The sequence below is a fragment of the Aliiglaciecola sp. SL4 genome (assembly GCF_041538045.1).
Taxonomy (GTDB): Bacteria; Pseudomonadota; Gammaproteobacteria; order Enterobacterales; family Alteromonadaceae; genus Aliiglaciecola.
This window is the reverse complement of the sequence record NZ_JBGOSE010000001.1, coordinates 153185-167644: the sequence shown is the minus strand read 5'-3', so window position 1 is coordinate 167644 and position 14460 is coordinate 153185. Positions and strand designations below refer to the sequence as shown.

Genomic DNA, 14460 nt, shown 5'->3' with positions numbered 1-14460 from the left:
TGCTGGTTAGATAGATTCATCTTTAACCAGCTCAAACCCTTCATTTAACCATCCTGTTATACCACCAATTAATTTTTTTACTGGGCGTCCTAATTCAGCAAGCTTTAGGGCTGCCTTGTCAGCACCATTACAATGGGGACCGGCACAATACACCACAAATAAGGTGTCGCTAGGATATGATTGAACAGTCTCTGGTTTAATATTCTTGTGGGGTAAATTTATTGCGTTGGGTAAATGTCCTTGGTCAAAAAGCAATAAACTTCTTACATCTAGTAGCACAAAATCTTGACGGTTATTGCTGATGGCAAAATGCGTGTCCCAACAATCCGTTTCTAAACTAAGTAAGCTCGCAAAATGAGCTTTAGCGACTTCCGCTGCAGCCGCAGGGACTCTTGATACTACTGATGACATAAACGCCTCCATTAAAATGTGAATTTTATTATCAACAACTTAAATGGAATGACCAAGTACCTTGTCGGCCAAATAACGAAGCTTTTGAGACAAAAAAGCCGCTTTAAAAAGCGGCTAATTTTTATTTTGAATAAATGCTAGCCGTAGACTGGGAATTGCTCACACAATGCAACAACTTCAGCTTTTACTCTATCAATGGTGTCAGTACTTTCGATATCATCCAGCACATCACATATCCAATTGGCCACTTGTTTGGCTTGCTCTTCGCCAAAACCTCGGCGCGTAATAGCTGGAGAGCCAATGCGTAAGCCACTGGTTACGAAGGGTGAACGAGGATCATTTGGCACTGAGTTTTTGTTCACTGTAATATTGGCACTGCCCAAAGCAGCATCAGCGTCTTTACCAGTGATATCTTTGTCAATTAAATCAAGCAAGAATAAATGGTTATCCGTGCCATCAGAAACGACTTTGTAACCACGTTCTTGCATCACGCTCACCATGGCTTTTGCATTTACCACAACTTGTTTTTGATATTCTTTGAATTCTGGCTCTAAGGCTTCTTTAAACGCTACCGCTTTTGCCGCAATCACGTGACATAAAGGACCACCTTGATTGCCTGGAAACACAGAACTGTTTAACTTTTTATATATAGTTTCATCACCACAAGCTGACAAAATCAATCCACCACGAGGGCCTGCCAAGGTTTTGTGGGTTGTAGTGGTAACAACATGAGCATGGGGTAATGGATTAGGGTAAATTCCCGCAGCGACTAAACCTGCAACATGGGCCATATCAACTAACAAGTAAGCGCCTACTTTGTCGGCAATCTCACGAAATTTCTGCCAATCAACAATGCCTGAATAGGCAGAGAATCCACCAATAATCATTTTAGGTTTGTGCTCTAGCGCTAACGCTTCTACTTGCTGCATATCAATTTCGCCAGTATCTTCATTTAGACCATATTGCACAGCATTGTAGGTTTTGCCTGAAAAGCTTACATGGGCTCCGTGGGTAAGGTGACCACCATGCGCTAGACTCATTCCTAACACAGTGTCTCCGGCGTCAAGTAACGCCATAAATACCGCTGAGTTAGCTTGAGAGCCTGAATGTGGTTGTACGTTGGCGTAATCAGCACCAAATAGTTGTTTAGCTCGCTCTATGGCTAAATCTTCGGCGATATCCACGTATTCACAGCCGCCGTAATAACGCTTATGTGGGTATCCTTCTGCATATTTGTTGGTAAGTTGAGAACCTTGCGCTTCTAATACGCGAGGACTACAGTAATTTTCAGATGCAATAAGCTCAATGTGATGCTCTTGACGTTGAGTTTCTTTTACGATTGCATCATATAACTCGGGGTCAAAGTCAGCAATATTCATATTACGTTTCAGCATGGTGTCTCCTCAACAACTCGGCACAAAGTTCGGGTGAAAACGCTTAACTTCACCCTCGCAGGGATAAAAAATGAGCGCTTATTCTAGTCATTTTGATTGTTTTGTACATACCTTTGCAGAAAAATGATCCAAACCCTTAAGTATAATTTATAGCTGTTAGGTAGACACCTGCAAAATTCTTCACCAATAGGTGATTTATACCTGGATAATCAATCGAGGGACTCGATGACCTCTGGGTATTTGAGATGTATCTGTTGGCGAATTGTATCTAAGGTAGTCATTACATTAATACTGTCTGCGTGATTCATTCTTGGATCACAACTTCTCTCAAGGAGAATTGACTGCATGGTAGATTCTATTTGATATTCAAAACCATTGACTGGATGAGGAAAATCCAATGTGCGGGTCAATTTATCGCCTTGGTATAACTGTGCTTGTCCACCCGTCCAAAAAAAAGCAGGGACGGATATATACCCTTTCTTGCCGTGTATACTCATGGTGTTCGAACATTGAGCTGCCATCGTGCAGGTAAATTGGCTTATCACTCCAGAAGGATAAGTCATATTGACAGCCGTATTTAGGTCAAGACCATCTTCAGATAGTCTGGCCGTAGCCTGAATATCGCTGGGGTATTCGGCTAATAAATATTGACTTAAGCTAACGCTGTAGACCCCTAAATCTAATAAAGCACCTCCTGCCAATGCAGGATCGGTCATACGATGATTTTTTAGGTGTGAAAAAGCAAAACCGATTTGCGAATTTATATATTCTATTTCACCAATTTGCTGTTCCTCAATCCACTCTTTAAGCTGCTCGAAACACGGCATAAAACGGCTCCACATCGCTTCTTGAAATACACATTGGTGTTGTTCACTCAAGCTGACTAACTCCTTAGTTTGCTGAGCATTAACGGTCAGGGGTTTTTCCACCAACAAGTGTTTACCCGCTTTGAGGCATGCTTTTGCTAAGGGAAAATGCTGGGAATGGGGAGTGGCAATGTAGATCACATCAATGTTTGGGTCGGCAATTAGCGATTCGTAATCTCCGTAGGCCACAGAGGCTCGGTATTGTTCAGAAAATGCCTTAGCACGTTCTAAGCTTCGGCTAGCAACGCCGTACAATTTTCCTTGTACAGAACTTGCTAACGCAGTCGCAAATTGATTTGCGATACCACCAGGTCCAATGACGCCCCAATTCAACATTATTTATCCTTATTTAGTTACCTTGCTGTTTATTCTGAAGTCAGGGAATAAAAATTCAAGCTTTTGATCCTAAGTTTTTAACTGTAAAACAGTCTAACTAATAGTTAGCTGCAAACGATACTTCAATATTCAATACTACATGGTACTTAAAAAATATCCTTTCACCATTGGACTGCGAGCCGGTCTGGATTACACTATCGTTTTATCCTTCACTAAATTGGCACTATGGCACAATACGTATATAGCATGCACAGGGTGGGAAAAATTGTCCCCCCGAATAGACACATACTCAAAAATATTTCTTTAAGCTTTTTTCCCGGCGCGAAAATTGGCGTTTTAGGTCTAAACGGTGCAGGTAAATCAACTTTACTACGCATAATGGCTGGGATTGATAAAGATATTGAGGGAGAAGCTAGACCCTCTCCCGAATTAAAAATTGGTTACCTACCCCAGGAGCCGCAGCTTGATGAAAGTAAAGATGTGCGCGGAAATATTGAAGAAGCCGTTGCCGACGTTGCTCACGCCTTAAAACGTTTAGATGAAGTTTATGCAGAATATGCAGAAGAAAATGCAGATTTTGATGCGTTGGCAAAAGAACAAGGTCAACTAGAAGCGATCATTCAAACCAAAGATGGGCACAATCTTGAAAACGCCTTAGAACGCGCAGCAGATGCCCTTCGCCTTCCCCCTTGGGATGCAGATGTCAGCAAGCTGTCAGGTGGTGAAAGACGTCGGGTAGCTCTATGTCGATTGCTTCTAGAAAAGCCAGATATGTTGCTTTTAGATGAACCAACTAACCACTTGGATGCAGAATCAGTGGCATGGCTTGAGCGTTTTCTTCACGATTACGAAGGCACTGTTGTGGCTATTACCCATGACCGTTACTTCCTTGATAATGTAGCAGGCTGGATTTTGGAGCTTGACCGTGGTGAAGGAATTCCTTGGGAAGGCAACTACTCATCTTGGCTAGAACAAAAAGATCAGCGCCTTGCTCAAGAAGAGCGCACTGAAAGTGCTCGTCAAAAATCCATTCAACAAGAATTAGAATGGGTACGTTCAAATCCTAAAGGTCGCCAAGCTAAAAGCAAAGCAAGAATGGCAAGATTTGACGAATTAACCACAGGCGACTATCAAAAACGGAATGAAACCAATGAGTTGTTTATTCCCCCCGGAGAGCGTTTGGGTGACAAAGTCATTGAAGTAACCGGACTATCCAAGTCTTACGGTGATCGACTACTTATTGATGATTTGTCTTTCAGCATACCCAAAGGTGCGATTGTCGGTATTATTGGTCCCAACGGCGCGGGGAAATCAACGCTATTTCGTATGCTCACAGGTCAAGAGCAACCTGATTCCGGTGAAATTGTGTTAGGTGACACCGTACAATTAGCAAGTGTTGAACAGTTTCGCGATCATATGAACGAAAAAAATACCGTTTATAAAGAGATTTCCGATGATTCAGATATTATCCGAATTGGTAACTTTGAACTAAACAGTCGTGCTTATTGCAGCCGTTTTAATTTTAAGGGCACGGATCAACAAAAATTTATCAAAGATCTCTCTGGTGGTGAACGTAATCGAGTTCATCTGGCCAAGCTATTAAAAGCAGGTGGCAACGTATTGCTGCTAGATGAACCTACCAACGATCTAGATGTTGAAACCTTACGTGCCTTGGAAAATGCGATTCTGGAATTTCCAGGCTGCGCTATGGTTATTTCCCATGACCGTTGGTTTTTAGATAGAGTCGCGACTCATATCATGGATTATCGAGATGAAGGGAAAATAAACTTATACGAGGGTAATTACACTGATTACGAAGCTTGGTTAAAAGAAACTCTAGGCGAAGATGTAGTTGAACCTCACAGACTTAAATACAAAAAAATAAGTAAATAGTCTTAACAACATTGGTTAAATAGTAAAAATAATGTGCTCGGGGTAAAATCTTGGGCGCATTTACGCTTTTTTTATGCTTAAATATTGTGATTAATGGCAACGTTGAGGTTTATAATGGAAAAACGTCAATTTAACCGCGTAGAGTTTTCAGCTCCCGCCATTTTATTTCAGCAAAATCACCATTGGCAAACCCATATCATTGATATTTCGTTAAATGGTGCACTTATTGGCTATCCGGATGACTTTGTCGGCAATTTAGAGCATGAGTTTGAGCTGAATGTTGAAATTGAAGGCACAGGACAGGTAATCACCATGTTTGGTGAAATTGTGCACAATGCTAACCATTGTTTGGGTTTCCACATTAAGTGCATGGATATTGACAGTATTTCTGATCTACGCAGATTAGTGGAACTAAATTTAGGTGACACATCACTATTGCAGCGAGATTTAGCATCTTTGGTATCTTAACCTTAAGTATAATAAACATAGGTTTAAATTTTGGATACACTTCGTGAAGAAATAATAATAAGATCATAGTCAAACGTTATAAAGTGTTTTGTGGAATAAACTTAAGAAAGGAGTTTGAGTTATCTTCAGAGTTGTTGATCAGTTATTTGAAAAAGACAAAGTTTTGATTCTTATTGTAGAAGACGAACCCATTAGTGCTTTAATTGCATCTAAAGCTCTTTCAGATAATTTTATTACCCATCATGTTAGCTCAGGGCAAGAAGCATTAAATTTTTGCGATTATAGGCCACCGGACATCATATTGATGGATATTAACATGCCTGTAATGGACGGCTTAACTGCGTGTAGAAAACTTAAAGATAACGAGAACACCCAAGAAATACCGATAATATTTGTTAGCTCTCAAAACTCACCAGAGGCCGAAGACGAGTGCTGGGAAGCTGGCTGCACAGATTTTATTACTAAACCCTTTTCAGTGACAACATTACGCCACAGAGTAAATTCACATTTAGCTGCTAAAGTAATGTCAGACAAATTGAAACGCTTGGCGACTATCGATAGTTTAACCGATGTGCAGAATCGCCACTATTTTGATGGTTTTTTAGCTGACCAAATGAAGTTGTGTACACGCATGAAACATCACTTAGGCCTTATTTTAATCGATATCGATAATTTTAAGCTTTACAATGATACTTATGGGCACATCAAAGGTGATGAATGTTTACGCGAAGTGGCGGATACTTTAAGGAAAATATTAAAACGTCCCACCGACTGCCTAGCAAGATATGGTGGAGAAGAGTTTGCTATTGTTCTTCCCCATACTGACATTAGCGGCGTTAAATATATTGCCGATAATATGCTAAGAGCTATACGTGACTTAAATTTACCCCATAAATTATCAAGTTTAAACCGTGTGACTATTAGTGCTGGCGGTATTTGCGTCTCACCTCAGAATTTAAGCCAAACGGCACTCATCCAAAAAGCTGATAAAAACTTGTATACCGCAAAAGACGCGGGACGCGATCAATTTATTATTGCCTGAATTCCGTTTAGGGATTTATAGGGCTTCCAACGCTTCCGAAAGGCGCGACACTGCAACGATTTCAATACCCGCTATGGGTTGTTTAGGTTTATTGCCTTTTGGAACAATTGCGCGTTTAAAACCGTGCTTGGCTGCTTCTTGAATGCGTTCAGTGCCATTAGGTACTGGACGTATCTCACCTGCTAAACCAACCTCACCAAATGCAATTAACTCTCTGGATAAAGTATGATTTCTAAAGCTTGAAATCATAGCCAATAAGAGGGCTAAATCAACGCTAGTTTCAGCAATACGTACACCGCCCACTACATTGACAAACACATCTTGATCGTTCATTTGTACGTTACCGTGACGGTGTAATACTGCCAACAACATAGCTAACCTATTAGCTTCTGTACCTACGGCAACGCGCTTAGGATTTGCCATTTGAGAATAATCCACTAGGGCTTGAATTTCCACCAGCAAAGGACGAGTGCCTTCCCAAACAACCATGACAATGCTGCCTGGTGATTGCTGTTCTTCACGACTCAGAAAAATCGCAGATGGATTGCTCACTTCTTTTAGACCTTTATCGGTCATCGCAAACACACCCAACTCGTTTACTGCGCCAAAACGGTTTTTATTACCTCGTAAGGTTCGGTAACGACTATCACTTTCACCCTCAAGCATCATTGAACAATCTATACAATGCTCCAGCACTTTAGGACCCGCTAAATTTCCCTCCTTAGTAACATGCCCCACTAAAAACATCGCAATGTGATGTTGTTTGGCAAAGCGAGTTAAAAATGCAGCACTTTCTCGCACTTGAGAAACACTGCCAGGAGCGGATTGAATATCACTCACATGCATAACTTGGATGGAATCAATTACCATGATGTCGGGTTTATGTACCAGCGCTAACTCGCAAATTGTTTCTACATTCGTTTCAGCTAGCACTTTCAATTTAGAGGTAGGCAGGCCTAAACGTTGGGCTCGCATTGCCACTTGTTGCAGGGACTCCTCACCAGTGACATATAACGTATTTCGCCCTTGGGCCAAATGACACATTACCTGTAATAAAAGCGTACTTTTACCTGCCCCGGGGGATCCTCCAATTAACATTGCAGCACCCGGTACTACACCGCCACCTAAAACTCGATCAAGCTCTTTAAAACCTGCACTGAAACGCGGTAAAGCTTGTAAATCAATTTGATCGAGGGTTTCTACTTTTGCGTGGGTTTGTCCTGCATAACCTTTTAAGTTTCGTTCTGGCGAATGTTTATCATTACTAAGAACGACTTCAGAAATTGTGTTCCATGCCTGACAATCATTACATTGTCCTTGCCAGCGAGGGAACTCTGCTCCACAATCAGTACATACAAAAGCGATTTTACGTTTAGCCATAAGTTATTGAACTACATTAAATTAGGGCTAGTTGATTAATTCAACTAAACCGGTAAGTTGGGATCAAAGGTTATTTATTCGTTGCCGATAAAAGAATATCATAACGACGCCTTAACCATAGCGAACATTTGATTGGCATGAGTCAAGATTTAGAAAAGTACCAAGACATTATAGAACAGTTAAAACCAATGATAAATGAACCTGAGTTCAATCAGGTACTATCACAGGTAGCTTCGGGCATCCCGAAACAAAAACGCTTCTTAATCAAAATGGAGTTAAAACGCCTATCTCGCCCATGCCTGCGTCTCATCGATCTCAGAGGCCAAGTAGCTGGTGACTGTCGAGAATTTACGTATCAAGATAAAACACATTATTTAGATGATACTGCCATAGATGTTTTCGAAAAGCAGGTGCGACTCTTTGGTGAATATACTATGGGAGTATATGAGGCAGTTAAAAATACCGAAAACAGTTATCGCGTGATTTATCAAAAACAACGCGAAGAAGCTGAAAAAGAAGGGGCTGTAGTAGAAGAACGCAAACCCCACCACGCACCTGTTCTGCGCTTTGGGGAATATGCTAAACGCTGCGAAGAGCGTATGAACTTCGCAGTCAATATTGAGTTGTTTACGGAATTAAATAAAAGTATTCAAGCCACCACTATAGATGTTTCAGTAAGTGGTTTAAAAGTTAAAGTCGCCAATGAACATCTGTTTAAAGTAGGTGATCGCGTAACCGTTCAGTTTAGAGGATTAGAAGGCGAATACTCCATAGATCGTAAAGCCGGTGTGGGATACAACATTGTTGATGTAGAGAGTAGCAAACGCGAACAGCGTATCTCATTGCAAAAAAATGATGAACAAGCTCAGCACTCTTTTAAAGACTTTTTTGAAAAATTTATACATGGGAATAAACGTCGCTACAAAGTAAATATGGATAATACGCTCACTGCGATTAACCTGAAAACCTACGAACAATATTTCATTCCTAATGTAACCACAGTTCCCATTTACATAGAAAAAGTCAATGATGTTTATGTGCCTAAATACGCTTTAATTAATAACTGCAATAAAGATCCTCTATATTATTGGAGTGATGAATTATTTGAATTGCGGCTAGGTTATGTAATTGGGCATCAGCGTGTTGCAAGGCTTTTGAGCCAACCTGAAAATAATCAAGAAACCATTATCTACTCGTTCAATCATATAAAAGATGACAAAGTCTATTTTTATTCTGCCACCCAAGAAGAGCTGTTTGAGCGTCCTGATTTGATGAAGGTTTTTCTAGGCTATGGTGGCCGGAAAGCAAGTTGGCGAGTGTTCAAGTTACAGATAACAGATGTTGATCTAAACCAAGTCCATATACCACTTTCGTTGCCCGATTCGGTTAGCAACGCAGTTAAACGACAAAATCACCCTCCTGCACCGAGATTGATGTCACGTCTTAAAAATCTTAGGTACATGGCACTTTTAACCGATATTACAGATGAAGTCGGCACGCAGAATTATGAAAAAATCCCCATTCGGCGCGGGGAAATATCGCAATTAAAAGTATTCGGACATCCAAGGAATAAACTACCTCCAACAGTGCAAATGTTCCGTTTTAAATACCACAATCAACGCAAAGAAACCCGTTATCAATTGCGAACTAAAGTGCAATTAAACTTTGGAGATATGACAATTGAAGGTAGCAGTGAAGATGTTTCTACTCGAGGAATCCGCATTGAGTTAAATGACTTCTTCCATGGTGAAGAAAATGATTTAGTTAAACTTAATTTTCCACTTTTGCAGAATGTCACCAAAAAATTTAATCTTTCCGACTTACCTTATACCGTCAAAGGTATTTCTTACGGGCGCAATGTTTTGCATCTGCAAGCCATTGTCGATTCGGTCAACAAAACTGCACAACGCTTTTTTGAGGAGCTTATTCGCAACAACCGTGGAAAATTAAAAGCCCAAAACGAAGAAGAAGAAATACCAGGAATTGGCTCAGCATTGCGTAACCTTTATGCTAAGAATGTCCTCAATACCGCTTTTTTTATTCGTAAAGAAGGAATTGATTTCCTACCCGATGCAATTGTAACAAGTAACCCTAACAGTCGACTGAATAATCTATTAGCTTTTGACGCTGAAAGTGGTCAGTACAATATGCATTTTTTATATTCAACTTATGGAGTTGAATTAGACTTTATTCAATACACCCTAAAACGAATTAAAACCAATAAAAAACCAGTAATGCGAGAAATATTTGTGGCCTTTGATCCAAGTCGTGAATTTATTGATGAGGCCATTAAAAGCCGTTTTTCAGACCAATTCCATGGCGACAAAGAACGCAAGAATTTTATCAATCAAGCCCGTGAGACAGGTCAATTTATTGCGGTCAAAGTGTTTCTGGCCAGAGCTGGCCGTCCCGATATTGAGCGCTTAGAAGCAGAAATTAGTTATGTAGGTATTTATGCTATTCATAAAGCGAAATTACTTGAAGAGCAACTTTGGAATATTATAGGTGTAGGTGATTTAGTCGATGTAACCGATGAAGTATTGATTCGACACAACTTTAGCCAACAACAGATCATTGATAATCAGCAAATGCCGGCTTATCACAAAGTAAATTCAGACAAAATTGAAAATCTATTAAAAGCCTAGTCCGTATTACTAGAATTTGATTGCATCTACACGCAAAACTGGTAGACTTCGCGGCGAAATTTTGTGCGGTTTTGAAATCAATAGATAGCTCAAAACTGCTCGTCCGTTCTTTTAAAAATTGGTGGTAACTTATGCATCCTATGCTGAATATTGCGGTGCGCGCTGCTCGCGCTGCTGGAAATGTGATAACTCGTGGATTTGAAAATCGTAATGATCTGTTGTTGGAAAAAAAAGGTGAGAACGATTTCGTCACTAAAATCGACAAAGAAGCCGAAAAAATCATTATTGAAAAAATTCAGCAATCTTTCCCGGATCACTCATTTTTAGGTGAAGAAGGCGGCATAGTTGAAGGCAGTGATGAATTTAAATGGATCATTGACCCTCTAGACGGTACCACTAATTTTATCAAAGGCATTCCCCACTTCGCTGTATCCATAGCCCTAATGCACAGAGGTCGTATTGACCAAGCAGTTGTATTTGATCCAATCCGCGGTGAATTATTTACCGCAAGTAAAGGCGCTGGTGCTCAATTAAATGGTTTTAGAATTCGTACTGGTAAAGCAAAAGACCTGAACAGCACTGTTCTTGCCACAGCATTCCCATTTAAAGCCAAAGAAACATCTGATGATGCCATCGCTCGGTTCTCAAACATTTTCAAACAATGTGGTGACGTTCGTCGTTGCGGCTCTGCAGCCTTAGATTTAGCTTATGTAGCTGCAGGTCGATATGACGGTTACTGGGAACGCGGTATCAAGCCTTGGGACATTGCTGCCGGTGAACTATTAGTTCGTGAGTCAGGCGGCCTGGTAACCGACTTTAAAGGCGGGAACGATCCTCTACATAAAGGTGAGATAGTAGCAGGTAACCCTCGCGTGGTTCAGTCACTGGTCAAACACTTAAAATAATTAGTGATGACAATCCCAGCTGATTAATTTCGTTTTCAGCGATTAAAAAGGAAGCCTTTGGCTTCCTTTTTTGTTTAACTTTGTCCCATCCTGAACTACGTTGACATAAAGAGGGCTTCTTTATCTCAATATCAAATAAAATACGCAGTAAACGCTCAAAACGAGACTAAATTATTTAGCATTCACTATTGTCTTGTTTGCTTAATATAAAAACTGAGTGGATTACAAATATAAAAAAACCGAGTTAAAAACCCGGTTTTTTTGAAACACAAAAGGATTAAGGAAGAGGATCTAAGTCCGCACCTTCTTTTTCCACCACTGTGGGCATTAAATCTTCGCGACTTATCCCCAACATTAATGCCACCAAACTGGCTACATAAATAGACGAGTAGGTTCCGATTACCACACCAAATAGTAATGCTGTAGCAAAACCATGTATAAGTGCGCCACCTTTATAAAATAATGCCATCAAAACCAAGATAGTGGTCAATGATGTAATAATGGTTCGATTTAAGGTTTGCGTCAAAGAGGTGTTAATGATCTCTTTAGGCTCACCTTTGCGGATTTTACGGAAATTTTCACGAATACGATCCGACACAACAATGGTATCGTTTAGTGAATAACCGATTACCGCTAGCACCGCAGCCATAACCGTTAAGTCGAATTCAAGTTGTAACACTGAAAACAAGCCTAAGGTTAAGATCACATCGTGAGCCAACGCAATAACCGACCCTAATGCAAAACGCCATTCAAATCGCATAGCAACGTAAATAAGAATACAAATCAGCGCGACCAACATAGCGAGGCCGCCCTGCTCTGTTAATTCTTCACCAACGTTTGGACCAACAAACTCAATACGACGCATGTCAACATTGTCGCCCGCTGCCCGCAAAGTACTCAATACTTGGTCACCCACCTCTTGTGCTTTCACACCATCACGAGGAGCTAGACGAATTAGCACATCTTCGCTACTACCGAAGTTTTGTACTATGGCATCACCAAAGTCAGCGGCTTCAAGTTGCAGACGAATTTGGTCTAACTGAGCTGGTTTGTCATAACCAACTTCAATCAAGGTACCACCAGTAAAGTCCAAGCCCCAATTGAGCTGATTAACTCCCAAAGAGACTAACGAACCGATAATCAGTATTCCCGATATAATCATGGCGGGAATGCGCATTGACATAAAATCAATACTTTCTTTTAGTTTAAAAAATCGCATGTCCGGCTCCTAAATCGACAATTTCTGAAGACGTCTACCACCCCAAACACCGTTTACGATTACACGGGTTAAGATAATGGCAGTAAACATCGAAGTAGCTATACCTATCATTAACGTGATAGAAAAGCCTTTGATTGGTCCGGTTCCCACTGCAAAAAGAATAATTGCAGCAATAAAGGTCGTTATGTTCGCATCTAAAATGGTAGAAAACGCACTATCATAACCGTAATGGATAGCTTGTTGCGGGCTTCGTCCTTCACGTATCTCTTCGCGGATACGCTCGAATATCAACACATTGGCATCAACAGCCATACCAACTGTCAGTACGATACCAGCCATACCAGGCAGCGTTAAGGTAGCGCCAGGAATCATTGACATAACACCCACAATCATCACTAAGTTAGCCGCCAGTGCAAGGTTGGCAACTAACCCAAAGGAACGGTAGTAAAACAGCATAAAGGCAAGAACTAAGGCAAATCCCCATAAAATGGCTTGCATGCCTAAGTCTATGTTTTCCTGTCCCAAGCTAGGGCCTACGGTACGCTCTTCAACAATAGTGATAGGCGCAATCAAAGCACCAGCACGTAACAATAAGGACAAATCACGGGCTTCTTTAGGTGAATCTAAGCCAGTAATTTCAAATCGACTTCCTAACTGCGCGCGAATGGTTGCCACACTAACAACTTCACGCTCTGGAACGAAAATGATTTTACCTTTTTCGTTCTTTTCACCCGTTGCTTTATATTCAATAAAGACGGTTGCCATGGGTTTACCGATGTTACCCTTAGTGGCTAAAGACATTTTGCTGCCACCAGCAGAGTCTAATGAAATGGACACTTTTGGCATGCCGTATTCATCAACGCCAGCGTTTGCATCAATAATGTGACTACCTTCTAACATGACTTTTTTAAGCAGTAATTGCGGCACACCTTGTTGGTCTTCAACAATTTCAGAACCCGGAGGTACACGCCCATTTAATGCATCACGTAAATCGTGTTCTTGATCTAGCATTTTAAATTCTAAGGTAGCAGTCGCATTTAGAATTTCTTTTGCGCGGGCTGTATCTTGAATACCGGGTAACTGCACAACGATACGGTCAGCACCTTGACGCTGAATAACAGGCTCAGCAACACCAAGTTGGTTTACTCGGTTACGCATTATGGTAATATTTTGTTTTACCGCATAATCCCGTATCTCAGACAGTTTCTGTTCTGACATTTTGGCCACGAGAATCAAATCACCTTGCTCAACCAAGGTAATATCACGGTTACGATTTTTAAGGAAAAATTCAGCTTTATCGAGAGTATCCTGATCGCGAAAACGGATTTGAACAGACTCATCAATAATACTCACACGTGAATAACGGATTTTTTCTTCCCGTAGTGACGTTTTAAAATCACCTTCCATATCCGTTAAAGATTTGGTGATGACCGAATTCATATCCACTTCCATTAAGAAGTGCACACCGCCACGTAAATCCAAACCTAACTTCATGGGTGTACCGCCTAAGCTGTCCAACCAATCAGGAGTATCAGGGGCTAAATTCATCGCTACTGTGTAGTCTTTGCCTAATGATTCGGCGAGGGTTTCGTTAGCCAACCTTTGTGCACTATCATCGTAAAGACGAACCAGTATTTGCTCATCTTCAAGTACGATAGACTTTTTTTCGATACCGGCATCGGCTAAGTCTTGATTAACTTTATCTATCAAAGGCAAATCTAGGACTGCGTCACGACCAGCAGATATCTGCACAGCATAATCTTCACCATAAAGATTAGGGGAGGCGTATAAAGCGCAAACGGCAACAACCATCAACACTAAAATATACTTCCACAGGGGAGTTTTATTTAACACTTGCTATTCCTTTTCTACTTAAACGAAAAAGGCAAACTTGCGTTTGC

The 14460-nt window shown here is 40.8% G+C and carries 11 protein-coding genes; 5 read left to right on the top strand and 6 right to left on the bottom strand.

Annotated features, from left to right (window positions below):
* Nucleotides 1–6: 6 nt before the first annotated feature.
* From AB6T38_RS00715 to AB6T38_RS00705, 3 genes are all read right to left on the bottom strand, one after another.
* Nucleotides 7–411: a rhodanese-like domain-containing protein gene (locus AB6T38_RS00715; protein WP_372545355.1), complete on the bottom strand. Its 405-nt coding sequence runs from the start codon at nucleotides 409–411 to the stop codon at nucleotides 7–9.
* A gap of 137 nt (nucleotides 412–548) precedes the next feature.
* Entirely contained in the window at nucleotides 549–1805 is a 1257-nt protein-coding gene (gene glyA, locus AB6T38_RS00710; protein WP_372545354.1) for a serine hydroxymethyltransferase, read from the bottom strand.
* Nucleotides 1806–2014: 209 nt separating this feature from the next.
* Complete coding sequence (locus AB6T38_RS00705; protein ID WP_372545353.1) at nucleotides 2015–3007, bottom strand: Gfo/Idh/MocA family protein; 993 nt, start codon at nucleotides 3005–3007, stop codon at nucleotides 2015–2017.
* 225 nt (nucleotides 3008–3232) lie between these two features.
* Here AB6T38_RS00705 and ettA point away from each other — a divergent pair, with 225 nt between their 5' ends.
* The 3 genes from ettA (at nucleotide 3233) to AB6T38_RS00690 (ending at nucleotide 6410) form a co-directional block, all read left to right on the top strand.
* Nucleotides 3233–4900, top strand: a complete 1668-nt coding sequence (gene ettA, locus AB6T38_RS00700) for an energy-dependent translational throttle protein EttA (RefSeq protein ID WP_372545352.1) — start codon at nucleotides 3233–3235, stop codon at nucleotides 4898–4900.
* 114 nt (nucleotides 4901–5014) lie between these two features.
* Nucleotides 5015–5368, top strand: coding sequence for a PilZ domain-containing protein (locus AB6T38_RS00695; RefSeq protein WP_372545351.1), 354 nt, complete (start codon nucleotides 5015–5017; stop codon nucleotides 5366–5368).
* 163 nt (nucleotides 5369–5531) lie between these two features.
* Complete coding sequence (locus tag AB6T38_RS00690; RefSeq protein ID WP_372545350.1) at nucleotides 5532–6410, top strand: diguanylate cyclase; 879 nt, start codon at nucleotides 5532–5534, stop codon at nucleotides 6408–6410.
* A 15-nt stretch (nucleotides 6411–6425) separates the two neighbouring features.
* Here AB6T38_RS00690 and radA read toward each other — a convergent pair whose 3' ends face one another.
* The gene (gene radA, locus AB6T38_RS00685; protein WP_372545349.1) at nucleotides 6426–7790 is read right to left on the bottom strand and encodes a DNA repair protein RadA; all 1365 of its coding nucleotides are present in this window, start codon (nucleotides 7788–7790) and stop codon (nucleotides 6426–6428) included.
* Between the two features lie 137 nt (nucleotides 7791–7927).
* Between radA and AB6T38_RS00680 the strand changes: the two genes are divergently transcribed.
* Nucleotides 7928–10435, top strand: a complete 2508-nt coding sequence (locus AB6T38_RS00680; RefSeq protein ID WP_372545347.1) for a PilZ domain-containing protein — start codon at nucleotides 7928–7930, stop codon at nucleotides 10433–10435.
* A 131-nt stretch (nucleotides 10436–10566) separates the two neighbouring features.
* Nucleotides 10567–11340 (top strand): inositol-1-monophosphatase, encoded by a 774-nt coding sequence (gene suhB, locus AB6T38_RS00675; protein WP_348492034.1) that lies wholly within the window; start codon nucleotides 10567–10569, stop codon nucleotides 11338–11340.
* Between the two features lie 277 nt (nucleotides 11341–11617).
* On the opposite strand, the gene secF is transcribed toward suhB, so the two are convergent.
* Nucleotides 11618–12559 (bottom strand): protein translocase subunit SecF, encoded by a 942-nt coding sequence (secF, locus tag AB6T38_RS00670; RefSeq protein ID WP_372545346.1) that lies wholly within the window; start codon nucleotides 12557–12559, stop codon nucleotides 11618–11620.
* Between the two features lie 9 nt (nucleotides 12560–12568).
* Nucleotides 12569–14413 carry a protein translocase subunit SecD gene (gene secD, locus AB6T38_RS00665; protein WP_372545344.1) on the bottom strand — a complete coding sequence of 615 codons (1845 nt, stop codon included), beginning with the start codon at nucleotides 14411–14413 and terminating at the stop codon, nucleotides 12569–12571.
* Nucleotides 14414–14460: the final 47 nt, after the last annotated feature.

Excerpts from the sequence above, each read along its gene's own strand:
- AB6T38_RS00715 (WP_372545355.1), bottom strand. The coding sequence starts at position 411 with ATGTCATCAGTAGTATCAAGAGTCCCTGCGGCTGCAGCGGAAGTCGCT.
- suhB (WP_348492034.1), top strand. The coding sequence starts at position 10,567 with ATGCATCCTATGCTGAATATTGCGGTGCGCGCTGCTCGCGCTGCTGGA.
- AB6T38_RS00705 (WP_372545353.1), bottom strand. The coding sequence starts at position 3,007 with ATGTTGAATTGGGGCGTCATTGGACCTGGTGGTATCGCAAATCAATTT.
- AB6T38_RS00695 (WP_372545351.1), top strand. The coding sequence starts at position 5,015 with ATGGAAAAACGTCAATTTAACCGCGTAGAGTTTTCAGCTCCCGCCATT.
- ettA (WP_372545352.1), top strand. The coding sequence starts at position 3,233 with ATGGCACAATACGTATATAGCATGCACAGGGTGGGAAAAATTGTCCCC.
- radA (WP_372545349.1), bottom strand. The coding sequence starts at position 7,790 with ATGGCTAAACGTAAAATCGCTTTTGTATGTACTGATTGTGGAGCAGAG.
- glyA (WP_372545354.1), bottom strand. The coding sequence starts at position 1,805 with ATGCTGAAACGTAATATGAATATTGCTGACTTTGACCCCGAGTTATAT.
- secF (WP_372545346.1), bottom strand. The coding sequence starts at position 12,559 with ATGCGATTTTTTAAACTAAAAGAAAGTATTGATTTTATGTCAATGCGC.
- AB6T38_RS00680 (WP_372545347.1), top strand. The coding sequence starts at position 7,928 with ATGAGTCAAGATTTAGAAAAGTACCAAGACATTATAGAACAGTTAAAA.